This window comes from Polaromonas sp. P1_H6, assembly GCF_056405195.1.
Genome location: NZ_JBFUCN010000011.1, coordinates 26,160 through 50,097 on the forward strand (window position 1 = coordinate 26,160; position 23,938 = coordinate 50,097).

Here is a 23,938-nt window from a genome sequence, read left to right on the forward strand (position 1 = left end):
TCATGCATTCCAGGGGAGCGAGTAAGTTTTCAAGTTCGTGAAACTCTTGATCGCTTCCTGTACACCTTCTTTATAGCCCAGACCCGAATCCTTGATGCCGCCAAAGGGCGTTAGCTCGAGACGGTAGCCGGGTACTTCACGCACATTGACCGTGCCGACGTGCAGCTCGCTGACGAAGCGGTTGATGTAGTCGAGGCGGTTGGTGCAGACCGCGCTCGACAGGCCGTAGGCCGTGCCGTTGGAGATCTCGATGGCTTCGTCGATGTTCTTGAAGCGTATCACCGGCGAGACCGGGCCGAAGGTTTCCTCGCGGGCCACCGTCATCCGCGGCGACACGTGGTCCAGCAGCGTGGGCGAGTAGAGCGCGCCCCGGCGCTGGTTGCCGGCCAGCAGCTTCGCGCCCTGCGCCACGGCTTCATTGACGCGCGACTCGAACAGCATGGCGGCCTGCTCGTCGATCACGGTGCCCATGTCGTTGGCCTTGTCGGCCGGATCGCCATACTTCCAGGCCAGGGTCTTGGCCAGCACCTGCTCCACGAACTCACCCGCCACCGCCTCATGCACCAAAAGCCGCTTGATGGCGGTGCAGCGCTGGCCCGAGTTTTTGTAGGAGCCCTGTACGGCCAGCGTTGAGGCTTCGGCTATGTCGGCGTCCTCCATCACGATGATGGGGTCGTTGCCGCCCAACTCCAGCACCACACGGCGGTAGCCGGCTTTTGACGCGATGTATTTGCCGATGGCCACGCCGCCCGTGAAGGTCACCAAGTCGACCAGCGGGTTGGTGATCAGCTCGTCGGCGATCTCGCGCGGATCGCCTGTCACCACGCTCAGCATCTCGGGCGGCAGGCCGGCCTCGTACAGGATATCGGCGAACAGGATGGCCGAGAACGGCACCTTCTCGGAAGGCTTGAGCACCATGCGGTTATTGGTCGCGATGCTGGGCACCACCTTGTGCGCCACCTGGTTCATCGGGTGGTTGAAGGGCGTGATGGCGGTGATCACGCCCAACAGCGGCGAGCGGTGCGTGTAGACGCGGCGCTTCTTGCCGTGCGGCGTGAGGTCGCAGCTGAATATCTGGCCGTCATCCTTGAGCACCTCGGTCGCGCCGAACAGCAGCACGTCGCTGACACGGCCGGCTTCATAAATCGCATCTTTCAGGCACAGGCCGGCTTCGGCGGTGATCAGGTTCGCGACCTCGGACAGGCGCGACTGGATGATGGCCGCCGCGCGGTTCAGGATGGCGGCGCGTTCGTAGCGGGTGAGCTGGGGCTTGTAGGCATGCGCTCTGGCAAAGGTCTGCTGCACCTCCTCCAGCGTAGCCTTGGGCACGGTCCCCAGCAGTTTTGCGGTATAGGGATTGAACACCTCAATAGCACGGTCGCTGCTTCGGCCCGAGCCGACCTTGCGACCCGACAGGCGCATGGCGTTGAGCTGGTGGTCCTGGATGTATTGGTCAATCACTCTGCGGCTTTCATGACATAGGGCTTGGGCTTACTGGGCGTAATTGAGCGCCAGGTCAAAGGCATCAAAATTGCGGAATCGCCGGTTGCGATCCAACCCGGGCAGGGCGCGGTTCACGATCAGCGGCACGCGCTGCTCGCTCATGCCGCCATGCGAACGCAGCGGCACTTCAAGTGCCGAGAGATCGTGACGCGAGGCCGAGGTGCCGATCACGGTGAAACGCTCGGACACCGCCACGATGTCGCCGATGCGGTCGGGCGGCAGCTCGAAGCGCTCGGCCGCCTGTTCGCGCGAAAGCACCAGCTCCATGCCCTTGAGTGCCGCCAGCCGTTTGCGCGCAACCTCGATGTTGGTGCCTTCCGGCAGGTAGACCGTGGCAAAGGAACCCAGCGCGCCGTGGTGCACCACATAAGGATCGGTAATCGGCAGGATCACGCGCGCGATGGTGGCGCCCAGCCAGTTGTCGAACCAGTCCTGCAGGTAGATCACGTCGGGCGTGCCGTCCATGGCGACCTTGGCGTTCATGCCGTGGTCGGCCGTGAGCACGATCACGCAGCCCAGGTCCTCGAGCTGCTGCATGTAGCCATCCATCATGCGGTAGAAGGAATTGGCGCCGTCTGTGCCGGGCGCATGCTTGTGCTGCACGTAGTCGGTGGTCGAAAGGTACATCACGTCGGGCTTGTACTTCTGCATGATCTTGACACCGGCCGCGAAGACGAACTCCGACAAATCGGCGCTGTAGACGCTGGGCAGCGGCTGCCCCACCAGGCCCAGCACGTCCTCAATGCCGTTTTCCTCGAGCGTGACCTGGTCCGCCTTCTCGGACGAAAAGCAGATGCCCTTCATCTTGTGGCCCAGCAGCTTGCGCAGCTTGTCCTTGGCCGTCACCACCGCCAGGGATTTCCCGGCGTCGGACAGCGCGGCCAACAGCGTGGGCGCGCGCAGCCACTTGGGGTCGTTCATCATGACCTCGGTGCCGCTCGCCGTGTCGAACAGGTAGTTGCCGCAGATGCCGTGCACGCTGGGCGGCGCGCCGGTCACGATGGAGAGGTTGTTGGGGTTGGTGAAGCTGGGCACGACGCAGTCGCCCGTCAGGCCCGAGCCCAGCGCCAGCGTGCGCTTGAGCCAGGGCATTTGGCCCGTCGCCACCGCCTGCGCGAGGTAGTCGGGTTCGCAGCCATCCACACAGACCACCACCGTGGGTTTGGCCGGCAGCTTGTAAGCCCTGCCGTTGACTTTCAGTTCGGTTGCCGGTTCAGCGTTTGCCACGTGAGGGCCCTTCCTTCATTTTGTCCTTGTTGTCTTTTTCCTTGCGCGCACCCGTGCTGCTGGAAACGAGCTTGACGGGAACCGGCTTGGCGGCCGCCGCATCTGCCTGCTGCCCCGCCTGGCGCCGCAGGTCGTTTTCTATCGTGCGCTCCTTGCTTTCGATCACGTGCTGGAACATCGCGCGGCCGGCCGAATCCGCGTCGCCCGAGGCAATGGCCTTGACGATCAGCCGGTGCTCATTGGCCGACATCGGCATCAGCCAGCCGTCCGCGAGGTTCAGGCGCCGGAACAGCGAAAGCTCCTTGATGAGCTTGCGGTAGATTTCGGTCAGTTTGCGGTTACCCGCCATCTCGACCATGCGGTCGTGGAAGGTGAGGTTCAGCAGGTGGTAGGCATGGGGGTCTTCGGCCTTGACCGCTTTCTCCATGGCATCGACAAGGGCCTTGAGCTCCTTGACCTCCGCCGCGGTGATGTTTTCCGCGAGGCGGCGGCCGACGAGTTCATCCATGGCCGCGCGCAGGTCGAAGATCTCGACGGCTTCGTCGATGGGAATGTCGCGCACGAAGACGCCGCGGTTCTTCTCGGTGCGCACCAGGCCGGCCTCTTCGAGCATGCGGAAGGCCTCGCGCACCGGGCCGCGCGAGACGCCCATTTTTTCAGCCAGCGTGGCCTCGATCAATTTGCTGCCGGGCTCGTATTCGCCGGCAAGGATGGCACGCTCGATTTCCTGCTGCACCACTGTGGTGAGAGAGCTGTTCTGGAGTTGCGCGATGGTGGGATGCAAAGCAGCGTTCATGCCCTGAATTGAAGCACAAAAATGTAGATTGTCAACAATCTGCAATAAACAATTGACAAGATAGAAGGGTCGGCGTTAAATAAAAAATGAGCTGGGTTGGCGGCCTGAACACAGGTGGTCATCGCAGTGTCACCCCGACACGAACGAGTCACAACATTGCAGGCTTTCCACAAAGGACTTTTTATGCAGCTGGCTACCCAACTCAAATCCCTGTCAAAGGCGATCGCCCTCCTCGGCTTGCTGGCCGCCACCACCGGCGCCTTCGCCCAGAAAACCCAGTTGCTGGTGTACACCGCGCTGGAAACCGACCAGATCAAGGCCTACCAGGAAGGCTTCAACAAGGTCTATCCCGATATCGAAATCAAGTGGGTGCGCGACTCGACCGGGGTGATCACCGCCAAGCTGCTCGCCGAAAAGTCCAATCCGCAAGCCGACACCATCATGGGCGTGGCCGCCTCCAGCCTGGCGCTGCTCGACAAGCAGGGCATGCTCGAGCCCTATGCGCCCATCAATCTTGATGGGATCATGAGTCAGTACCGTGACAAGAAGAAGGTCCCCGCCTGGTTCGGCATGGACGTGTGGGGCGCCACCGTGTGCTTCAACACCGTCGAGGCCAAGAAGAAAAACATCCCCACGCCCGAGACCTGGCAGGACCTGACCAAGCCTATCTACAAGGGCCAGATCGTCATGCCCAACCCGGCCTCCAGCGGCACCGGCTACTTCGACGTGACCGCCTGGCTCACGCTGTTCGGCGACAAGGACGGTAAGGGAGGTGGCTGGAAGTACATGGACGCGCTGCATGAAAACATCGCGCAGTACACCCACTCGGGCTCCAAGCCCTGCAACATGGCGGCCGCCGGCGAGTTCCTGGCCGGCATCTCGTTCGAGTACCGCGGCAACACCAACAAAGCCAAAGGCGCGCCCATCGACCTGGTGTTCCCCAAGGAAGGCCTGGGCTGGGACCTGGAAGCGTTTGCCATCCACAAGGGCACCAAGAAGCTGGACGCCGCCAAAAAGCTGGCCGACTGGGCTTCGAGCAAGGACGCCATGATGCTTTACGGCAAGAACTTCGCGATCACCGCGCAGCCCGGCCTGGCACCGCCGCTGGCCAATGTGCCGAAAGACTATGAAGCCCGCCTCGTCAAGATGGACTTCAGCTGGGCCGCCGACAACCGCGAGCGCATCCTGAACGAGTGGACCAAGCGCTATAACTCCAAAACAGAAAAGAAGTAGTAGCCCCCTGTCAGCGGCCTTTGGCCGCTGTCTCCCCCTCAGGGGGACAGCCTCTGTGGCCCGGCTAAGCCGGTTCCACGCGGCTGCTTGCTTTCCGTATCGGCGCGCCCCAGGCAATACATACGTATGACCCACGAATGAACAACGACACCTTTCTGAACCTGCGCCACATCCGCAAGGAGTTCGGCGGCTTCACCGCGCTGCAAGACATCAACCTGGACATCCGCAAGGGCGAGTTTGTCTGTTTCCTCGGGCCTTCGGGTTGCGGCAAGACAACCTTGCTGCGCATCATCGCGGGCCTGGAGGTGCAGACCTCGGGTGAGGTGCACCAGGGCGGCCGTGACATTTCGCGTTTGCCGCCGGCCTTGCGCGATTACGGCATCGTCTTCCAGAGTTATGCGCTGTTTCCCAACCTCAGCGTGGCCGACAACGTGGCCTATGGCCTGGTCAACCGCAAGACGCCCAGGGCCGAGGCCGCCAAACGCGTGAGCGAACTCGTCAAGCTCGTAGGCCTGCCGGGCAGCGAAGCCAAATACCCGAGCCAGCTGTCGGGCGGCCAGCAGCAGCGCATTGCGCTGGCGCGGGCGCTGGCCACTTCGCCGGGCTTGCTGCTGCTGGACGAGCCGCTGTCGGCGCTCGATGCACTGGAGCGCGTACGGCTGCGCCAGGAGATACGTGCGCTGCAGCAAAAGCTGGGCGTGACCACCATCATGGTCACGCACGACCAGGAGGAAGCCCTGAGCGTGGCCGACCGCATCGTGGTGATGAACCACGGGCTGATCGAGCAGGTCGGTACGCCGATGGAAATCTACCGCGAACCTGCTTCACCCTTTGTGGCCGATTTTGTCGGCAAGGTCAACGTGATGCCGGTGCGCGTGAGCGGCGGCGAGATGAAGTTCGGCGCGCTGTGCCTGCCCTGCGATGGCGCCGACCGCGAGGCGAAGATCTACCTGCGGCCCGAAGACGTGCTGGCCCGGCCGATCGCCGCCGGCGATGCCCATGTGTTCGACGCGACCATCGAGAAGATCGAGTTCCTGGGCTCCTTTTGCCACGTGCACGTGGCCTCGCCCGCACTGGGGGGCCACAAGCTCACGGTCTACCTGTCGCTCAATTTCCTGTCGGAGCAGTCGCTGCAGGTCGGCTCCTCGCTGCCGCTGAAGCTGCTGCCCGAACGCATCAAGGTGTTCTGATGCCGGTCTTCACGCCCCCCGCGCCGCCCATGGTCAGGCAGCGCGCGCACTGGATAGACCACATCGCCTACGCGGCCCTGGCGCTGGTTGCCCTGGTCCTGGTCGCCTTCCTCGCCGCGCCGCTGCTGGCCATCCTGCAGCAGGCCCTGCTCGACAAATCCGGCGGCTTCGTCTGGTTCGACAACTTCATCGAATACGCCAAGACACCCGCCTTGCTCGAGAGCCTGTGGAACAGCCTCTGGGTGTCGGCCGTCGTCACGCTGGTCGCCGTGCCGCTGGCCTTTGGGTTTGCCTATGCACTGGCGCGCTCCTGCATGCAGTACAAGGCGCTGTTTCGCGGCATCACGCTGATCCCGCTGCTGGCGCCCTCGCTGCTGTCGGCGATTTCGCTGATCTACTGGTTCGGCAACCAGGGCGTGCTCAAGGGCTGGATGCAGGGCATCGGCATAGACCAGATCTACGGCGCGCCCGGCATCGTGGTGGCCGAATGTTTTGCGGTGTTCCCGCATGCACTGATGATCCTGGTCACGGCGCTCACGCTGTCGGATGCGCGCCTGTATGAAGCCGCCGACGCCATGGGCACCAGCGCCAGGCGCAAGTTCTTCACCATCACCTTGCCCGGCGCCAAGTACGGCCTGATCTCGGCGGCGCTGGTCACCTTCACGCTGGTGATGACCGACTTCGGCATCCCGAAAGTGATAGGCGGCAACTTCAACGTGCTGGCCACCGACGTCTTCAAGCTGGTCATAGGCCAGCAGGACTTCGCCAAGGGCGCGGTGGTCGCCATCCTGCTGCTGGCGCCGGCCGTTCTGACCTTCGCGGTCGACAAATACGTCAGCAAGCGCCAGACCGCGATGCTGACGGCGCGCGCCGTGCCCTACCGGCCCACGCCCTCGCGCGGCTACGACTGGGCCATGACGCTGTATTGCTGCGCGATCGCCTTCCTGGTGCTGGCCATGCTGGGCATGGCGGTGTTCGCCTCCTTCGCGAGCTTCTGGCCCTACAACCTCACGCCCAGCCTGCGCCACTACACCATGGGTCTGGTCGATGCGGAAGTCGGCGTCGGCTTCCTTAACAGCCTGAAGATGGCGGCGGGCACGGCTTTTTTCGGCACGGCCCTGGTATTCGTCAGCGCCTACCTGCTCGAAAAAACCAAGGGCATGGACGGCCTGCGCGGTTTTGTGCGCATGCTGGCCATGCTGCCCATGGCGGTGCCCGGCCTGGTGCTGGGCCTGGGCTACATCTTCTTTTTCAACGCGCCCGACAACCCGCTGAACGGCCTGTACCACACACTGACCCTGCTCACGCTGTGCACCATCGTGCACTTCTACACCACCGGCCACCTCACGGCGGTGACGGCGCTCAAGGCGCTGGACGGCGAATTCGAGGCCGTCAGCGCCTCGCTCAAGGTGCCCTTCTTCAAGACCTTCTGGCGCGTGACCTTGCCGATCTGCACGCCGGCCCTGGTCGACATCGCGCGCTACTTCTTCATCAACGCCATGACGACGATCTCCGCCGTCGTCTTCCTTTACTCGCCCGAAACCAAGGTCGCCTCCATCGCCATCCTGAACCTCGACGAGGCCGGCGAAATCGGCGCCGCGGCGGCCATGGCGGTGCTGATCGGTACTGCTTCGACGGTTGCGACCCTGCTGTTCATGGCGCTGGCGTGGTGGGTCAACCGGCGAACGCAGGCGTGGAAAGGATGAGCGTTGTGGTTCTCACGAGCGGAAGCCCGATCTTGACGGTTCGGGTTGAGGTATCGAAGTCTGGCTTCGTTCCGGCTTGCGTCATCTTTGCCAGGTGTGGCTGGCCGGGAATGGCCCGGCGGCCAGTAACTTTCTTTTGCTTCGCCAAAAGAAAGTCACCAAAGAAAAGGCGACCCGCAGTCTGGGTCCCCTGCGCTTCGCTCCGGGGCAACCTGCGGTGCTCGACTGCGGCGGGGTCTCGCGCAAACTCGCCTTCGGCTCAAACAAGCGCGATCCCTGATCCGCCTCCGTCTGCGCTCCTCGGCCCAGCCAGGACGGGGCAAGCGGGAGCGGGGACAAAGACAAACAAGGACACGCCAAGGCGTGTCCTTGCGGATTTCGGTATTTCTTCTCCCCACCCCTTGTGGATGCGCCGAGGAGCGGAGGTCCAGACGGATCAGGGCAAAAACTTGTTTGAGCGAAGCGAGTTGTTTTTGACCCCGTCCGGACCGAGCACCGCAGGTTGCCCGCAGCGAAGCGGAGGGACGCAGCAACCAGGGTCGCCTTTTCTTTGCTTACTTTCTTTTGGCGAAGCAAAAGAAAGTGAGTTGCCGCCGGGCAACCCCGGCCAGCAAGCCTCGGCAAATCCAGCATCGTCCGATCAAAAACCAGCCTTCGACAGGCACAGCCCGAACCGTTCACCGGCATAGATTCGAAAACCAAAGAGACAAACCATGGACAGAGACAAAATCCTTTTGACGCCCGGTCCGTTAACGACCACCTTGCGCACCAAGCTCGCGATGCTGAAAGACTGGGGCTCCTGGGACAGCGACTTCAACGCCGTCACAGCCAGCGTGCGCAAAAGCCTGCTGGACGTCATCCATGGCCAGGATTCGCACGTTGTCGTGCCACTCCAGGGCAGCGGCACCTTCAGCGTGGAGGCTGCGGTGGCCACCGTGGTGCCGCGCGACGGCCATGTGCTGGTGATGGACAACGGCGCGTACTGCAAGCGCGCGGCCAAACTCACCACGCTGATGGGCCGGCGCTGCACCGTCATGCCTTTTGACGAAGCCGCCCAGGTCTCGCCCGCCGCGCTGGACGCCATGCTGGAAGCCGACACCAGCATCACCCACGTCATGCTGATCCATTGCGAGACCGGCGCCGGCGTGCTCAACCCGCTCAAGGAAGTGGCCGACGTCTGCAAGACCCATGGCAAGGGCCTGCTGGTGGACGCCATGAGTTCCTTCGCCGCGATCGAGATCGACGCGCGCAAGGTGCACTTTGACGCCCTGGTGGCCGCCAGCGGCAAATGCCTGGAGGGCGTGCCCGGCATGGGCTTCGTCTTCATCCGCAAGGCGGTGCTGGACGGCTGCGCCGGCCGCAGCCAGTCGCTGGCCATGGACCTGCACGACCAGTACGCCTATATGGAAAAGACCACGCAGTGGCGCTTCACGCCGCCCACCCACGTGGTGGTGGCGCTGGCCGAGGCGATTGCCCAGTTCGAGGAAGAGGGCGGCCAGCCCGCGCGCCTGGCACGCTATGAAAGCAACTACCGGACGCTGATCACCGGTATGGCGAAACTCGGCTTCAAGCCCTTCCTGGACCCGGCCATCCAGGCCCCCATCATCGTGACCTTTCACGCGCCGGCCGACAGCCGCTACGACTTCAAGACCTTTTACGCCGCCGCGCGAGATCGCGGCTTTGTCCTATACCCGGGCAAGCTGACCCAGGTGGAAACTTTCCGGGTCGGCTGCATAGGCGCCATAGGCCCGAATGAAATGGCGCAGGCGGTACAGGCCGTGGCGGGCGCCTTGCAGGACATGGGCATCACCTCTGCCGCGCCGGCCTGAGCAAAGAACCAAGCGGCCCTGGCTTCTCTTCACCAGCAGGGGCCGCGGAACTGGCTTTGCCAGGCCGCAGGCGCAGCGCCCCCTCGGGGGGCAGCGCATTACACGAAGTGAAAAGCGTGGGGGCCTAATGATTTCGGCGAAATGCTTCGGAAGGCAGCTCGCCAAACATTTGCTGGTAGTCGTGCGCGAAATGACCAAAATGCCAAAACCCCAGGTGTGTTGCAGCCGCCGTCACGGACGTGGCGGTCTTCAGCGCCTGCCGGGCGGCGTTCAGGCGCACGGCGCGCAGATAAGCCAAGGGGCTGATGCCCAGCGCCGTCTGAAAACCGTTTTGCAAGGTTCGCCGGCTCACGCCGAGTTGCTCACACAGCGCCAGCACAGTGGGCGGCTGATCAAGTTGCGTATGCACCAGCTCACGGGCGCGCCGCGTCAGCGTCCAATGCCCGTGAGTGCCGACAGCGTCCGCGCTACCCGTCGGCGCAAGAACACGGCCGAGCTGCTCCATCACCGTGTCGAGCATGGCGGCCTGCACAGCGGGCGACTGCAGCAACGCAGGGGCCGCTTCCACGGTATCCAGCACGCCGGTCAGGCACTGCCTGAGCCCCGCCTGCGCCGCGCCGTCCAGCCGGCGCAAGCCGGCCTGCGCACCCAGCCGGGCCTGCAGCGCCGGATCATGCTCACCGCAGCGGCGCCAGGCGGCCTCATCCAGCTCCAGTCCCAACATCACATGGCGGCGGGACGAGCGGAACTCAAAACCCGACTCACCCGAAAACACATGCAGCGCCCCTGCATCACTGGGCGCACCGCAAAACACACTGGGCCCATCAACCTGCAGCGGCAAACCCAAGGCCAGCGCCCCTTCGCGGATCTGGCCGGTCTGGTAGACCGACTCCCGCAGGCTTTCCACAAAGAGCCGCAAGCCCGCGAACTCAAGCTGTCGCACTTCTCCGCCGAACGCACCGCGCGAAAGCTGCAGGTAGCTCTGGTTCCAGCCCGTGAGCGCAGCTGCCTGCTCGTCCGCGTCGGCAAACGACGCGTGGGACAACAGGGCCGGTGGGGCCGGCTGGGCGGTATCGGAAGGATGTGCCATCGCCGCATTCTTGCAGGATTCGTGCCGCATGCAAGCTACGCTTTGAAACAGTTCGACTTACTTTCGCTCACTTCGCCGGCGCCTCATCCGCGCAGTTTGCCGAAATGGGATTTCAGCGCGCCCACCCCCGCCCTAGGATGCAACACGGCCCCACCGGGCCCCCAACCCTGCAAGCTCCAAGGAGGTACCCATGTCAGAACGTTCCAGCGTCCAGTACGCGAAAGTCGACGGCAGCTACTTTGAAAAGAGGGGACTGCGCCGTTATGCCGGCGTCTGGTCGCTCTGGGCCCTCGGTGTGGGCGCCGTGATCTCGGGCCACTTCGCCGGCTGGAACCTGGGCCTGGCTACCGGCTGGGGCAGCATGCTGCTGGCCACCATCATCATTTCCGTCATGTACTTGGGGCTGACCTTTTCTCTGGCCGAAATGTCGCCCGCGCTGCCGCACACCGGCGGTGCTTACTCTTTCGCCCGCACCGCCATGGGGCCCTGGGGCGGCTTCTTGACCGGGTTGGCCGAGAACGTGGAGTACGTGCTGACGCCGGCCGTCATCGTGTTTTTCATCGGCAGCTACATGGGCAGCATCTTCGGCACGCCGCCGGCCTGGCAGCCGTTGTGGTGGATAGGTTTTTACGTCGTCTTCATCGGCCTGAACATCGTCGGCGTCGAGCTGTCCTTCAAGATCACGCTGGCCGTCACGCTGCTGGCGCTGGCCTGCCTTGTGGCCTTCTGGGTCAGCGCCCTGCCGAAGATCGACTTCGCGCGCTGGGCCATGAACGTGGGCGCCGGCGGCGCCGTGCTGCCCGAGGGCCGCGGCCCCTTCCTGCCGCTGGGCTTCGGCGGCGTGCTCGCGGCCCTGCCTTTTGCCGTCTGGCTGTTCCTGGCCATCGAGCAGCTGCCGCTGGCGGCCGAAGAGTCGGTGGACCCGCGCCGCGACATGCCGCGCGGCATCATCGCCGGCATCTTCACGCTGATTGTTTCCGCCTTCATGATCCTGTGGCTCAACCCCTCGGTCGCCGGCATAGGCTCGCACGCGCTCAGCACCTCGGCCGAACCGCTGCTGGACGGCTTCAAGGCGATCTACGGCGACGGCATCGCCAAGGTGCTCGCGCTGGTGGCCGTGCTGGGCCTGGTGGCGAGCTTTCACACCATCATCTTCGCCAAGGGCCGGCAGATCTATTCGCTGAGCCGGGCCGGCTACTTCCCCTCGGCGCTGTCGGTCACGCACGGCAGCCGCAAGACGCCGCACATCGCGATGATCGTCGGCTCGGTGGTCGCGCTGGTGGTGATGTTCGTGCTGTGGTTCACGCTGGGCGTCGACAAGGGCTCCGCGGTGATCGGCGGCACCTTGCTGAACATGGCGGTGTTCGGCGCCATGTTTTCCTATGTGATGCAGGCGCTTTCCTTCATCCGGCTGCGCAGCAAGCTGCCGCACATGGAGCGCCCTTACCGCAGCCCGCTGGGCGTGCCGGGCGCGATCCTGACCCTGTTGATCGCGCTGGTCACCATTTACTTCCAGCTCAGCGACCCGGTCTACCGCATCGGGGTGCTCTGGGTCGCGCTGTGGTTCGCCATCGGCGTCAGTTACTTCGCGGTGATGGGCCGGCACCGGCTGATCCTCTCGCCCGAAGAAGAATTCGCGATCAGCCTGGCCGAAAAGGGCCGGGCCGCCGCCCATCCCTGAACCACAAGGCGACCCAGACCATGGCCAAAAAAGCTCCCACCCCCTCCGCCTCGCGCGGTGTGCTCGACGCGCTGCGCAAATCGGGGGCCAACAAGATGAAGGTCGCCGTCAGCGACATCGACGGCGTGCTGCGCGGCAAGTACCTGCACAAGGACAAATTCTTCGGCGCGGCCGAACCCTATCCCGGCGGCGGCTTCGGCTTTTGCGACGTGGTGCTGGGCTGGGACATGATGGACAACTGCTACGACAACACCACGGTGACCGGCTGGCAGCACGGCTTCCCCGACGCGCTGGCCCGGCTGGACCTGGCCACGCTGCGCCACGTGCCCTGGGACAACAAAGTGCCTTTTGTGCTCGGCGAGTTCGTCAACGCCGACGGCACGCCGCATGCCGTCTGTCCGCGCCAGACGCTCAAGCGGGTCCTCAAGCGCGCAGAGAAGATGGGCCTCATGCCCATGACGGGCATGGAGTTCGAGTGGTTCAACTTCCTGGAGACGCCGCAGAGCTGGGCCGCCAAAAACGGTGTGGGTGCGGAGAAGCTCACGCCCGGCATGTTCGGCTATTCGCTGCTGCGCATGAACCAGAACCAGGGCTTCTTCAACGCCCTCATGGACGAGATGCTGGCCTTCGGCATCCCGATCGAGGGCCTGCACACCGAGACCGGCCCGGGCGTCTACGAGGTCGCCATCGCCTTCAGCGAAGCGCTGGAGCAGGCCGACCGCGCCATCCTGTTCAAGACCGGCGCCAAGGAAATCGGCTCGCGTTTCGGCATCATGCCCAGCTTCATGGCTAAACCCCATCAGCAGCTGCCGGGCTGCAGCGGCCACATCCACCAGAGCCTGTCCGACGGCAAGAACAACCTGTTCTACGACGCGAAAAATCCGCGCAAGATGAGCAAGCTGTTCGAAAGCTACATCGCCGGCCAGGTCGCCTGCATGATGGAGTTCGGCCCCATGATCTGGCCCACCATCAACAGCTACAAGCGCCTGGTCGACGGCTTCTGGGCCCCCGTCAAGCCGACCTGGGGCATGGACAACCGCACCGCGAGCTTTCGCGTGATCGCCGGCAGCCCCAAGGCCACCCGGCTGGAGACCCGCTGCCCGGGCGCCGACGTCAACCCCTACCTGGCCATGGCGGCGGTGATCGCGGCCGGCCTGCATGGCGTTGAAAAAGGCCTGAAGCTGGGCGCGCCCATCACCGGCACCAACGCCGGGGCCGAACACATCGCCCGCGCGCCGCGCACCCTGATAGAAACCACGCGGATTTTCCAGAAATCGGCGATTGCGCGCGACTGGCTGGGCGATACTTTCGTGGACCACTTCTCGGCCACGCGCGAGTGGGAATGGCGCCAGTGGCTGGACGCTGTGACCGACTGGGAAATGAAACGCTATTTTGAAATCATCTAAGGACTTGATGCAGATCCGCCGCCTTGAAATCTCCGACGCACCGGTCTACCGGGAACTGCGCCTGCGCGGGCTGCGCGAGCACCCCGACGCCTTCACTTCCAGTTTCGAGGAAGAAAACCTGCGCCCGCCGGCCGACACCGAAAAGCGCCTGTCCGCCGCGTCGGACACCGTGATGTGGGGCGGCTTCATCGATGGCGCCTTGGCCGGCGTGGTCGGCATGACGCGCGAAACCCGGCTGAAAAACCGCCACAAGGCCACGCTGGTCGCCATGTACGTCGCGCCCGAATACGGCGGCAGGGGCCTGGGCCTGGCCCTGGTCAACACCGTCGTGCAGGCGGCCAGGGCCGCGGGCGTGGAACTGCTGATCCTGACCGTGACCGAGGGCAACCGGCAGGCCGCCGCCCTGTATGAACGCGCCGGCTTCGCGGCTTTTGGCGTGGAGCCCGACGCCATCCGCGTGAACGGCGTACCGTTCGGCAAACAGCATATGTATTTGCAGCTGACTTCCGCCACCTGACCCTTACCGCCAACCGAAAAAAGACACCCCATGAGCACCACCAATTTTTCCTTCCCCACCGCCATCCGTTTCGGCGCAGGCGCGCGCAAGCAGGTTGCCGAAACCCTGTTGGCCGCCGGCTGCAAGCGCCCGCTGATCGTGACCGACAAGGCGCTGGGCGCGCTGCCGGTGCTGGCCGAGTTCAAGACCCACCTGACCGGCCTGGACGTGGCCGTGTTCTCAGGCGTCTTCGGCAACCCGACCTGCAGCCAGGTCATGGACGGCGCCGCGGCCTATAAGGCGCACAAGGCCGACTGCGTGATCGGCTTCGGCGGCGGCGCGGCGCTGGACGTGGCCAAGGTGGTGGGCATTGCCGCCACGCATGAAGGCGACATCCTCGAATATGTCTGGGACCACCCCCAGGTGCGGCCCATCGTCAACGAGCTTCCTTACTTTGTGGCCCTGCCCACCACCTCGGGCACCGGCTCCGAAGTCGGCCGCTCCTCGGTCGTGAGCGAAAACGACACACACATCAAACGCGTGGTGTTCAGCCCCAAGATCCTGGCCAAGGTGGTGTTCGCCGACCCGGAACTCACACTGGGCCTGCCGCCCCACGTGACGGCCGCCACCGGCATGGACGCGCTCACTCACAACATCGAAAGTTATCTCTCGCCGGCCTACCACCCCCTGTGCGACGGCATTGCGCTCGAAGGCACGCGCATCGCCGCGCGCGCGCTGCTCACCGCCGTCAAGGAGCCCTCCAACCTGCAGGCGCGCAGCGACATGATGATGGCCTCCATGATGGGCGCCATCGCTTTCCAGAAGGACTTGGGCGCGGTACATTCCTGCGCACATGCGCTGGGCACCGTCTGCGACCTGCACCACGGCCTGGCCAACGCGCTGATGATAGACACCGTGCTGGCCTGGAACTACGAGTCGGCGCCCGCCAAGTTCGACGAGCTGGCCCATGTCTGCGGCGTGGCCGGCGGCGGCAAGGCCTTGGTGCCCTGGCTCAAGCAGCTGAAGGAAAGCGTGGGCATCACCGGTTCGCTGTCGGCCCACGGCGTCAAGCGCGAGCACCTGCCGCGCCTGGTCGAGATCGCCACGGCCGACATCTGCCACCAGACCAATCCACGGCCTTGCAAGGCCGAGGACTTTGAACGATTATTTGAGGCCGCCCTGTAAATGGCCCCCACGCTTTTCACTTCGTGTAATGCGCTGCCCCCCGAGGGGGCCGCTGCGCCTGCGGCCCGGCAAAGCCGGTTCCGCGGCCCCTGCTTGGGTACAACAGCACGACCACTTTTAAGAAAGGTGCTCGCATGGCCGCTAGTCGTCTCAAAATAGGTTTGTCGGCCTGCTTCTCGCACGCCGATCCGACACGTTCCTATTTCACCGGCAAGACGCTGCAATACGTCGAACAGTCCATCGCGCACTGGGTCATGTCCTCGGGCGCCATGGTGGTCATGGTGCCCTGCCCCACGGGCAGCACGCAGCGCGGCGACGTGACCTACGAACATTACGCGCAGTGGCTGGACGGCCTGGTGCTGCACGGCGGCGCCGACGTCTGGCCCGGCAGCTACGGCGAGGATCCGCTGGACGAAAAATGGTCGGGCGACCGCGTGCGCGACGAATACGACAAGGCCCTGGTGGCCGCGTTTGAACGGGCCGGCAAGCCGGTTTTCGGTGTCTGCCGCGGCTTGCAGCTGCTCAATGTGGCTTTCGGTGGCACGCTGTACCAGGACATCAACACCCAGGTGCCCGACTCCTTTGTGCACCGCGACGCCGCGACCTACGACCAGAACTTCCACAGCGTCAACATCGTCCAGGGCTCGCGGCTGTCGGCGCTGTACCCCGGCGTGGAGCGCGCGCGCGTCAACAGCATCCACCACCAGGGCATCAAGGACCTGTCGCCCGAATTCGAAGCCGAGGCCTTCAGCGTGGACGACGGCATCGTGGAGGCCATACGCCGCAAGGACAAGACCAAAAGCTACATCGCCGCCACTCAGTGGCACCCTGAATTCCACAAACCCGGCTCCGACACCATAGACGACGCGGCCGTGCTCGACGATTTCCTCACGGCCGTGGCCGCCGCCAAACACAAAACCAGACCAGCATGAACACACTCACCATCCAGAATCCCGCCACCGGCGCGCTGATCGCCGAACTGCCCGCCGACGATGCGGCCTCCGTCGCCGCCAAGGCCAAGCGCGCGCGCGCGGCGCAGCCCGCCTGGGCGGCAGTGCCGCTGGCCGAGCGCAAGGACTGCATTACGCGCTTTCGCGCGGGCGTGGTCGCCGAACTCGACGCGCTGGCCGCCGTCATGACGCGCGAGACCGGCAAGCCGCTCAAGATGTCGCGTAACGAACTCAACGGCCTGCTGGGACGCATCGATTTCTTCCTGGCCGAGGCCGCCGGCGCCACCGACACCCAAACCGTGTTCAACGAGGGCGGCATGACCGAGCAGATCGAGCACACGCCGCTGGGCGTGGTCGCCAACATCTCCGCCTGGAACTACCCCTGGTTCGTCGGCGGCAATGTGTTCATCCCGGCGCTGCTCACCGGCAACGCAGTGCTCTACAAGCCGTCAGAGTACGCCGCCATGACCGGCGTGGCGATCGCGCGCCTGCTGCATGCGGCCGGCGTGCCGCAGGATGTCTTCATCCCGCTGATCGGCGGCGGCGCGGTGGGCGCGGCGCTGATGGAGCAGAAAATCGACGGCCTTTTCTTCACCGGCTCGTATGCGACAGGCGCGAAGATCGCGCAGGCCATGGGCCCGCGCATGGCCAAGCTGCAACTGGAGCTGGGCGGCAAGGACCCGACCTATGTCAGCGAAGACGCCAACGTCAAAAACGCGGCCGAGTCGCTGGCCGACGGCGCGATGTACAACACCGGCCAGAGCTGCTGTTCGGTCGAACGCATCTATGTGCACGAGAAAATTTACGACGCCTTCGTCACCGCCTTCCTGGAAACGGTGAAGACCTTCAAGATGGGCGACCCCATGAGCGAAGACACTTACATTGGCGCCATTACACGCGCGCCGCAACTCGACGTGCTGGACGCCCAGGTTGCCGACGCCAAAGCCAAGGGCGCCACCCTGCTGGCAGGCGGCAAACGCGGGGCCGGCCCCGGCAACTGGTACGAGCCCACGGTCTTCAGCAACGTGAACCACAGCATGGAACTCATGCGCGAGGAAAGCTTCGGCCCCCTGATCGGCATCCAGAAGGTTTCGGGCGATGCCGAGGCCGTGAAACTCATGAACGACACGCGCTACGGCCTGACGGCCGGCGTGTTCACGCCCGACGAGGCGCGCGCCCGGGCTTTGCTGGCCCAGGTCAACGCCGGCAGCGTCTACTGGAACTGCTGCGACCGCGTGAGCCCGCGCCTGCCCTGGAGCGGTTATGGTGATTCCGGCGTGGGCCTGACCTTGTCGACTTACGGCATCCAGACCTTTACCCGCCCCAAAGCCTGGCACCTGCGCAATCCCTGACCATGAAGCTCACCCTCTTCGACCTGGACCACACCGTCCTCAACGGTGACAGCGACGTGCTGTGGTGCGACTTCCTGATCGGCAAGGGCATCCTGGGAAAAACCGAGTTCACCGCGCGCAATGCCGACATGGCAGCGCGCTACAAGGCCGGCACCGTCGGACTCAAGGAGTTCGCCGATTTTTACGTGGGCACGCTGGCCGGGCGGACGGCGCAAGAGTGGGAGCCGCTGCGCCAGGAGTTCCTGGCCGACTGGATCGTGCCGCGCGTGACACCCGCGGCGCTGGCGCTGGTCGACAAACACCTCGAAGCGGGCGACCTGGTCGTCCTGACCACGGCCACCAACCGCTTCATCACCGAACTCACGGCCATCTATTTCGACATCGAGCACCTGATCGCCACCGAGCCCGAGATGCGCGGCGACTTTTTCACCGGCAGCACCACCGGCGTACTCAATATGCGCGAAGGCAAAGTCGAACGCCTGCATGCCTGGCTCGCCGCGCGCGGCCTGCATTTCAAGGACTGCAAGACGACGGCCTACAGTGATTCCATCAACGACCTGCCGCTGCTGGAAGCCGTCAAGCACCCGGTGACGGTGAATGCCGACGCGACGCTCGCGGCCATCGGCGGCAAGCGCGGCTGGCCCGCGCTTCAGCTGCACTGAGAGCCATCGCAAGTCCGGTAACGGCCAGCGCGATAACGCGGCCGCATGCAGAATGGCTGTCTCATCCGGCTTGCCATATGCACACTCCACTCCCCATTCCTTTCCAGCGCCTGGCCTGGTCCAACCTCGCCGCGCAATCCGCCGAACAGCTGAGCCTGGCGGCCGTGCCGCTGGTCGCGGTGCTGGTGCTGGGCGCCGGGCCGGGCGAGATCGGCCTGCTGGCGGCGCTGCAGACCCTGCCTTTCCTGCTGCTGGCCATCCCCCTGGGCCTGCTGGCCGACCGGGTCTCGCGCTGCCGCCTGATGGTGGCGGCCGAAACCTTGCGCGCGCTGTCCTTGCTGGCGCTGCTGGCCATGGTGCTCACGGGCCATCTGTCGATCGCCGGGCTGGCGCTGCTGGGTTTTATCGGCGCAGTGGGCACCGTCTGCTTCAGCGTGGCGGCACCCGCATTGGTGCCGGCCATCGTGCCGCGCGAAGCGCTGGCACGTGCCAACGGCCGGTTGGAGCTGGCGCGCAGCATGGCTTTCGCGGCCGGCCCGGCGCTGGCGGGCGCACTCGTCGCCTGGGCCGGGGCGCCTGCGGCCTTTGTGCTGGCGGCGATTTTGTCGGCCTCGGCCGCTGGCTTGCTATTCAGCCTGCGCGAGCCGGCCCGCACACCGGCCGTGGGCCGCCATGCGCTGCTCGAGATTCGCGACGGCGCGCAGTTTGTCTGGCGCCAGCCGTATTTGCGCCCCATGGTGCTCACAGGCATCGTCTGGAACATCGCCTGGTTTGTGCTGCAGGCGGCTTATGTGCCTTATGCGGTGCGCGTGCTGGGCCTGACGGCGCAAGGCGTCGGCATCACCCTGGGCGCTTACGGCGCGGGCATGGTGCTGGGTGCGCTGCTGTCGCCGCGCGTGGTGGCGGCCATACCTTTCGGCCGCGCCATCCAGCTCGGCCCGGCCGTGTCGGTGCTGGCCGCCGCGACCATGGTGGCCACGCTGTTTGTGCCCAGCGGTATTCTGGCGGGCCTGTCGTTCTTCCTGTTCGGCGTCGGCCCCATCGTCTGGACCATCACCTCCACCACCTTGCGCCAGAGCATCACGCCCCACGCCATGCTGGGCCGCGTCTCGGCGGTATTCCTGGCCGTCAACGCCGGTTCACGGCCTATAGGAGCGGCACTGGGCGGGGTGGTCGGTGCATCGTGGGGCGAAGCCGCCTGCCTGTGGCTGGCGCTGGCCGGCTTTGCCTTGCAGGCGATCGTGATCTTCGGCTCGCAGCTGCACGCACTGCGGCAGCTGCCCGAGCCGGCGATATAAGTCCCCGGCCCCGCTGCAGTTTCAGAGCTGCTCTTACTCGGCAGTCAGGTGCTTGCCCACGATCCCTGCCAGCTCAAACATCGTGACCTGCGGCTTGCCGAACACCGGCAATAACTTGGCGTCGGCATTAATGGCGCGCTTGTTGGCCGCGTCTTGCAGGCCTTCGGCCTTGATGTAGTCCCAGAGTTTTTTGATGACCTGGGTGCGCGCCACCGGTTCCGTGCCTATCACCGCGGCCAGCGCGGCGCTGGGCTTGAGGCCTGCGCCCGGCTTGGCGACGCGCGGCGTTTTGGGCTTGGCGGTTTTCGCGGCGGGTGCCTTCTTGGCCGCGGCCTTCTTCGCGGCCGGTGCTTTCGCGGCCTTCACCGCCACGGTCTTACCGAAGGGCGTTTTCACCGTGCCGGTCTTGGCCGCCGCCGGTTTGCGCGGCGGGAACTTGGACGGCGCGAACTCGAAGTTCACCTTGTCGGCTTCCTTGTCCCAGGCCAGCATGGCCTTGAAGGGGCGGCGCGTGCGCATGGAGACAAACTTGTCGAGCAGGTCGGTCTTGCCGGTTTCCAGCAGCTTGTGCATCTGCTCGCGCTCGATAGGCTGCTGCAGGATGACCTGGCCGGTCTTGAAGGTGCAGCTGGGCGTGGGTTGCGCCAAGGTGGGCACGGATTTTTCGCAGACGTAGTTCTTGCCGAGCTCGAACACGCGCGAGGCGCAGCGCGGGCAGGGGCCCAGCGACTGCTGCTCGCCGAAGTCGACGATCTCACCGGTTTCGCCGTTCTTGTCGTCGCCGAAGTCGAACTCAAGCTTGTAGTTCTTCGTCTCTTCGTCGAACTTGATCACCATCTCGGCGGTGAAAGGCCAGCCGGCCTTGGAGCGGAAGCCGTCCAGCGGGCCGATCTTCTTGTCGCGCAGGAACTGCTCGACCTCGGCCACTTCAAAGGTGCGGCCGGCCGGCGTCTTGCCGAAGCTGAAGCCGCAGCCGTCGTCGCCTTTTTTGCCGGTGCAGGTGTAGCGGCGGTAGTTTTCCTTGATCACGCCGCCACAGTTAGGGCAGGGTGCCGACAGCGTGGCGTAGTCGCCGGGAATCGTGTCCTTGTCATAGCCCTTGGCCTTGTTGACGAGGTTCTCCGTCATGGCCGCGATCTCGGCCATAAAGGTTTCGCGGCTCAGCTGGCCGTGTTCCATCTGCGCGAGCTTGTGCTCCCACTCGCCGGTCAGCTCGGCCTTGGAGAGTTCTTCCACGCCCAGTCCACGCAGCAAGGTCATGAGCTGGAAGGCCTTGGCCGTGGGGATCAGCTCGCGGCCTTCGCGCAGCATGTACTTCTCGGCGATCAAGCCTTCAATCGTGGCGGCGCGCGTGGCCGGCGTGCCCAGGCCTTTTTCCTGCATGGCTTCGCGCAGCTCGTCGTCGTCAATCGTCTTGCCGGCGCCCTCCATGGCGCCCAGCAGCGTGGCTTCCGAATAGCGGGCGGGCGGGCGTGTCTTCAGGCCCTTGGCCTCGACCACTTCGGCGCGCACCATCTCGCCGGGCTTGACCGGCACCAGGCTCTGGCCCTTGTCGCCGTCCTTGGCGTCGGCCACTTCGTCGGCGGCTTCCTTGCCGTAAATCGCGAGCCAGCCGGGCTTGACCAGCACCTTGCCCTCGGTCTTGAAGCTGTGGCCCACGGCCTGCGAGATGCGCGTGGTCACCAGGTATTCGGCGCTCGGGAAAAACACCGCCATGAAGCGGCGCACCACCAGGTCGTAAAGCTTTTGTTCGGCTTCGCTCAGGCCGCTGGGCGCCTGCAGCGTGGGGATGATGGCGAAGTGATCGCTGACCTTGGCGTTGTCGAAGATGCGCTTGCTGGGCTTGATGTAGTTGCCCTTGATGGCCGTCGCCGCGTGTGGTGCCAGGTGGCGCATGCCGCTGTCGGCCAGCATTTCAAAGGTCTGCTTGACCACGGGCAAATAATCTTCGGGCAGCGCGCGTGAATCGGTACGCGGGTAGGTCAGCGCCTTGTGGCGTTCATACAGGCTTTGCGCGATGGACAGCGTGGTCTTGGCCGAGAAGCCGAACTTGCCGTTGGCCTCGCGCTGCAAGGAGGTCAGGTCGAACAGCAGGCCGGCCGCCTGCGTGGTGGGCTTGCTTTCTTCCGTCACCGTGGCGGCCTTGCCGCGCACGGCCTCGGCGATCGCCAGCGCTTCGCGCTCGGACCAGACGCGGTCGGCTCTCAGCTCGGGATCGGGTTCCGCGCCTTCACCGTTCGCGGCATTGGCCGCGGCTTTTTTCCATTTCGGGTCGAACCACTTGGCCGGGTATTCGCCGGCCTCGGCCAGGAAGCTCGCGTGGATTTCCCAGTAGTCGCGGCTCACGAACTTGCGGATTTTTTCCTCGCGCTCCACCACCACCGACAGCGTCGGCGTCTGCACGCGGCCCACGGTGGTCAGGAAGAAACCGCCGTCGCGCGAGTTGAAGGCCGTCATGGCCCGGGTGCCGTTGATGCCGACCATCCAGTCGGCTTCGGAGCGCGAACGCGCCGCGTCGGCCAGGCCCTGCATCTGCTTTTCGCTGCGCAGGCTGTCAAAGCCCTCGCGGATCGCGGCCGGCGTCATGGACTGCAGCCACAGGCGCTTGACCGGCAGCTTGCTGCCTGCGTATTGCTGGATCAGGCGAAAAATCAACTCACCTTCGCGGCCCGCGTCGCAGGCGTTGACGAGGTTGCCCACGTCCTTGCGCTTGGCCAGCTTGACGATGGCGTTGAGCCGCGTCTTGGTCTTGTCGATGGGTTTGAGGTCGAAGTAGGGCGGTATCACCGGCAGGTTGGCGAAACTCCACTTGCCGCGCTTGACGTCGAACTCTTCGGGCGCCTGGATCTCGACCAGGTGGCCGACAGCCGAAGTGACCAGCCAGTCGTCGCTCTCGAAATATTCATCGTGTTTTTCGAACTTGCCGGCCGTCGGCGTGATGGCGCGGACGATGTCCTGCGCCACCGAGGGCTTTTCTGCAATCACAAGGGTTTTCATATGTACTTCTTCAAACCTTCTACATCTTCGGGGAACATTTCCCCGCTTTCAGCGAATACGACTTTGCCTTCACGGCCATCCGCCGACACCTTGAGCACCACCACCACGGGCAGGCCCACCGGCTTGGGCAGGAATTTCGCGACTTCGGGGGTCAGCATCCCGGCGGGAAAGCTGTAGCCCTTGGTCTTCATATAAGTAGCCGCGGCGGCCGGCTGCTTGTCGATGGATAGCGCCAGCACCTCCAGGCCCCTGGCCTTTTGGGCCCGCCACAGTGCGTCTATATGGGGCGATTGCACCGCGCAAAAAGGGCACCAGCTGGCCCACCAGTACACCACAAGCGTCTTTCCGCCTACCTCGGAAGGCTTCCAGGCGCCGCCGTCCAGCAGCGCCACGGGCGGCAACACCAGGGTGGCACCGACCTTGGGCAGAGGGCTTTCCCCGCCCTTGGCCCATGCCGGCAGGCCCAGCCCGGCCACGAGGGCGGCGGTCGTCTGCAGCAGGTTTCGGCGTTTGAACATGGGGAGCTCCTGGGGGACTTCGCGCGGCATCACTACAATAGCGGCTTCTCGCGCATGTACGCGCGCGGGTGCGCACGCATACGCGCGCACGCGCACATGCATGAATTAACCATACCAAAAAAATACGTCGTGTCAAAAAACCAGGCTTCCGCGTCGCTCGCGCCGCTCTCTTCCATGCCCACCGCACCGGCTCCCACCACCGACGGCCGGCGCATCCAGACACGGCGCTCCGGCGTGCACGGCAAGGGCGTCTTCGCCGTGCAGGACCTGGCCGAAGGCGAGACCCTGATCGAATACGTCGGCGAGATCATCAACTGGAAAGAGGCGCTCCGCCGCCACCCGCATGACCCCAAGGACCCGAACCACACCTTCTACTTCCACATCGACGAAGAGCATGTGATCGACGCCAAGCACGGCGGCAATTCCTCGCGCTGGATCAACCACAGCTGCAAGCCCAACTGCGAAGCCGACGAAAACGATGGCCGCGTCTTCATCAAGGCGCTGCGCAACATCAAGGCCGGCGAAGAGCTGTTCTACGACTACGGCCTGATCATCGACGCGCCCTATACCAAGAAGCTGCTGGCCGAATATCCCTGCTGGTGCGGTGCGAAAAACTGCCGCGGCACGCTGCTGGCACCCAAGGACGACGACAAGAAGTCCAAGGGCAAGAAGAAGTCGGCCAAAAAAGCCGATAAAAAGGCCGAGGCCAAGGCCGATAAAAAGAAGGCTGAAAAGAAAGCCGGCAAGAAGGCCGCTCCAAAAGTCGATAAAAAAGCCGACAAAAAACCCAAGAAGAAAAAGAAAGACTGAGCCGGGTTT

The 23,938-nt window shown here is 64.5% G+C and carries 19 protein-coding genes; 13 read left to right on the forward strand and 6 right to left on the reverse strand.

From position 1 onward, the window contains the following. From phnY to AC1D1F_RS11955, 3 genes are all read right to left on the reverse strand, one after another. A complete protein-coding gene (gene phnY / locus AC1D1F_RS11945; protein ID WP_477697246.1) occupies positions 1-1,422 on the reverse strand; it encodes a phosphonoacetaldehyde dehydrogenase in 1,422 nt (473 codons plus the stop codon). A 69-nt stretch (positions 1,423-1,491) separates the two neighbouring features. Beyond that, complete coding sequence (gene phnA / locus AC1D1F_RS11950; protein ID WP_477676083.1) at positions 1,492-2,730, reverse strand: phosphonoacetate hydrolase; 1,239 nt, start codon at positions 2,728-2,730, stop codon at positions 1,492-1,494. After that, positions 2,717-3,526, reverse strand: coding sequence for a phosphonate utilization associated transcriptional regulator (locus AC1D1F_RS11955; RefSeq protein ID WP_477697243.1), 810 nt, complete (start codon positions 3,524-3,526; stop codon positions 2,717-2,719). The genes phnA and AC1D1F_RS11955 overlap by 14 nt, the downstream gene beginning before the upstream one ends. Positions 3,527-3,709: 183 nt before the next feature. Between AC1D1F_RS11955 and AC1D1F_RS11960 the strand changes: the two genes are divergently transcribed. The 4 genes from AC1D1F_RS11960 (at position 3,710) to AC1D1F_RS11975 (ending at position 9,484) form a co-directional block, all read left to right on the forward strand. Beyond that, a complete protein-coding gene (locus AC1D1F_RS11960; protein WP_477676081.1) occupies positions 3,710-4,759 on the forward strand; it encodes a putative 2-aminoethylphosphonate ABC transporter substrate-binding protein in 1,050 nt (349 codons plus the stop codon). 137 nt (positions 4,760-4,896) lie between these two features. Next, positions 4,897-5,949 (forward strand): putative 2-aminoethylphosphonate ABC transporter ATP-binding protein, encoded by a 1,053-nt coding sequence (locus AC1D1F_RS11965; protein ID WP_477697004.1) that lies wholly within the window; start codon positions 4,897-4,899, stop codon positions 5,947-5,949. Continuing rightward, a complete protein-coding gene (locus tag AC1D1F_RS11970) occupies positions 5,949-7,655 on the forward strand; it encodes a putative 2-aminoethylphosphonate ABC transporter permease subunit (protein ID WP_477677152.1) in 1,707 nt (568 codons plus the stop codon). Before AC1D1F_RS11965 ends, AC1D1F_RS11970 begins: the two co-directional genes overlap by 1 nt. A gap of 713 nt (positions 7,656-8,368) precedes the next feature. Further along, positions 8,369-9,484, forward strand: a complete 1,116-nt coding sequence (locus AC1D1F_RS11975; protein WP_477697002.1) for a 2-aminoethylphosphonate--pyruvate transaminase — start codon at positions 8,369-8,371, stop codon at positions 9,482-9,484. A 124-nt stretch (positions 9,485-9,608) separates the two neighbouring features. Here the strand turns inward: AC1D1F_RS11975 and AC1D1F_RS11980 are convergent, their stop codons facing one another. After that, positions 9,609-10,574, reverse strand: coding sequence for a helix-turn-helix domain-containing protein (locus AC1D1F_RS11980; protein ID WP_477677154.1), 966 nt, complete (start codon positions 10,572-10,574; stop codon positions 9,609-9,611). A gap of 190 nt (positions 10,575-10,764) precedes the next feature. On the opposite strand from AC1D1F_RS11980, the gene AC1D1F_RS11985 reads away from it, so the two are divergent. The 8 genes from AC1D1F_RS11985 (at position 10,765) to AC1D1F_RS12020 (ending at position 19,604) form a co-directional block, all read left to right on the forward strand. Continuing rightward, positions 10,765-12,255, forward strand: coding sequence for an amino acid permease (locus AC1D1F_RS11985; RefSeq protein WP_477697001.1), 1,491 nt, complete (start codon positions 10,765-10,767; stop codon positions 12,253-12,255). Between the two features lie 20 nt (positions 12,256-12,275). Then, positions 12,276-13,661: a glutamine synthetase family protein gene (locus AC1D1F_RS11990; RefSeq protein ID WP_477677156.1), complete on the forward strand. Its 1,386-nt coding sequence runs from the start codon at positions 12,276-12,278 to the stop codon at positions 13,659-13,661. A 7-nt stretch (positions 13,662-13,668) separates the two neighbouring features. Beyond that, positions 13,669-14,178: an N-acetyltransferase family protein gene (locus tag AC1D1F_RS11995; protein WP_477677157.1), complete on the forward strand. Its 510-nt coding sequence runs from the start codon at positions 13,669-13,671 to the stop codon at positions 14,176-14,178. A gap of 30 nt (positions 14,179-14,208) precedes the next feature. Beyond that, positions 14,209-15,342 carry an iron-containing alcohol dehydrogenase gene (locus AC1D1F_RS12000; RefSeq protein ID WP_477677158.1) on the forward strand — a complete coding sequence of 378 codons (1,134 nt, stop codon included), beginning with the start codon at positions 14,209-14,211 and terminating at the stop codon, positions 15,340-15,342. 134 nt (positions 15,343-15,476) lie between these two features. Then, on the forward strand, positions 15,477-16,274 hold the full coding sequence (locus AC1D1F_RS12005; protein WP_477677159.1) for a gamma-glutamyl-gamma-aminobutyrate hydrolase family protein: 798 nt from the start codon (positions 15,477-15,479) through the stop codon (positions 16,272-16,274). Continuing rightward, positions 16,271-17,644 (forward strand): aldehyde dehydrogenase family protein, encoded by a 1,374-nt coding sequence (locus AC1D1F_RS12010; protein WP_477700729.1) that lies wholly within the window; start codon positions 16,271-16,273, stop codon positions 17,642-17,644. Before AC1D1F_RS12005 ends, AC1D1F_RS12010 begins: the two co-directional genes overlap by 4 nt. Positions 17,645-17,646: 2 nt before the next feature. Then, positions 17,647-18,306 (forward strand): HAD family hydrolase, encoded by a 660-nt coding sequence (locus tag AC1D1F_RS12015; protein ID WP_477696999.1) that lies wholly within the window; start codon positions 17,647-17,649, stop codon positions 18,304-18,306. Positions 18,307-18,383: 77 nt separating this feature from the next. Continuing rightward, positions 18,384-19,604, forward strand: a complete 1,221-nt coding sequence (locus AC1D1F_RS12020; protein ID WP_477677416.1) for an MFS transporter — start codon at positions 18,384-18,386, stop codon at positions 19,602-19,604. Between the two features lie 33 nt (positions 19,605-19,637). Here AC1D1F_RS12020 and AC1D1F_RS12025 read toward each other — a convergent pair whose 3' ends face one another. After that, a complete protein-coding gene (locus AC1D1F_RS12025) occupies positions 19,638-22,601 on the reverse strand; it encodes a DNA topoisomerase III (RefSeq protein ID WP_477677415.1) in 2,964 nt (987 codons plus the stop codon). After that, positions 22,598-23,119: a TlpA disulfide reductase family protein gene (locus AC1D1F_RS12030; protein ID WP_477677414.1), complete on the reverse strand. Its 522-nt coding sequence runs from the start codon at positions 23,117-23,119 to the stop codon at positions 22,598-22,600. Before AC1D1F_RS12030 ends, AC1D1F_RS12025 begins: the two co-directional genes overlap by 4 nt. A gap of 174 nt (positions 23,120-23,293) precedes the next feature. Between AC1D1F_RS12030 and AC1D1F_RS12035 the strand changes: the two genes are divergently transcribed. Beyond that, positions 23,294-23,929 (forward strand): SET domain-containing protein, encoded by a 636-nt coding sequence (locus AC1D1F_RS12035; RefSeq protein ID WP_477677417.1) that lies wholly within the window; start codon positions 23,294-23,296, stop codon positions 23,927-23,929. Positions 23,930-23,938: the final 9 nt, after the last annotated feature.

Coding starts and splice junctions, on each gene's coding strand:
- phnY (WP_477697246.1), bottom strand. CDS start 1,422: ATGCGCCTGTCGGGTCGCAAGGTCGGCTCGGGCCGAAGCAGCGACCGT.
- AC1D1F_RS11955 (WP_477697243.1), bottom strand. CDS start 3,526: ATGAACGCTGCTTTGCATCCCACCATCGCGCAACTCCAGAACAGCTCT.
- AC1D1F_RS11960 (WP_477676081.1), top strand. CDS start 3,710: ATGCAGCTGGCTACCCAACTCAAATCCCTGTCAAAGGCGATCGCCCTC.
- AC1D1F_RS11965 (WP_477697004.1), top strand. CDS start 4,897: ATGAACAACGACACCTTTCTGAACCTGCGCCACATCCGCAAGGAGTTC.
- AC1D1F_RS11970 (WP_477677152.1), top strand. CDS start 5,949: ATGCCGGTCTTCACGCCCCCCGCGCCGCCCATGGTCAGGCAGCGCGCG.
- AC1D1F_RS11975 (WP_477697002.1), top strand. CDS start 8,369: ATGGACAGAGACAAAATCCTTTTGACGCCCGGTCCGTTAACGACCACC.
- AC1D1F_RS11980 (WP_477677154.1), bottom strand. CDS start 10,574: ATGGCACATCCTTCCGATACCGCCCAGCCGGCCCCACCGGCCCTGTTG.
- AC1D1F_RS11985 (WP_477697001.1), top strand. CDS start 10,765: ATGTCAGAACGTTCCAGCGTCCAGTACGCGAAAGTCGACGGCAGCTAC.
- AC1D1F_RS11990 (WP_477677156.1), top strand. CDS start 12,276: ATGGCCAAAAAAGCTCCCACCCCCTCCGCCTCGCGCGGTGTGCTCGAC.
- AC1D1F_RS11995 (WP_477677157.1), top strand. CDS start 13,669: ATGCAGATCCGCCGCCTTGAAATCTCCGACGCACCGGTCTACCGGGAA.
- AC1D1F_RS12000 (WP_477677158.1), top strand. CDS start 14,209: ATGAGCACCACCAATTTTTCCTTCCCCACCGCCATCCGTTTCGGCGCA.
- AC1D1F_RS12005 (WP_477677159.1), top strand. CDS start 15,477: ATGGCCGCTAGTCGTCTCAAAATAGGTTTGTCGGCCTGCTTCTCGCAC.
- AC1D1F_RS12010 (WP_477700729.1), top strand. CDS start 16,271: ATGAACACACTCACCATCCAGAATCCCGCCACCGGCGCGCTGATCGCC.
- AC1D1F_RS12015 (WP_477696999.1), top strand. CDS start 17,647: ATGAAGCTCACCCTCTTCGACCTGGACCACACCGTCCTCAACGGTGAC.
- AC1D1F_RS12020 (WP_477677416.1), top strand. CDS start 18,384: ATGCACACTCCACTCCCCATTCCTTTCCAGCGCCTGGCCTGGTCCAAC.
- AC1D1F_RS12025 (WP_477677415.1), bottom strand. CDS start 22,601: ATGAAAACCCTTGTGATTGCAGAAAAGCCCTCGGTGGCGCAGGACATC.
- AC1D1F_RS12030 (WP_477677414.1), bottom strand. CDS start 23,119: ATGTTCAAACGCCGAAACCTGCTGCAGACGACCGCCGCCCTCGTGGCC.
- AC1D1F_RS12035 (WP_477677417.1), top strand. CDS start 23,294: ATGCCCACCGCACCGGCTCCCACCACCGACGGCCGGCGCATCCAGACA.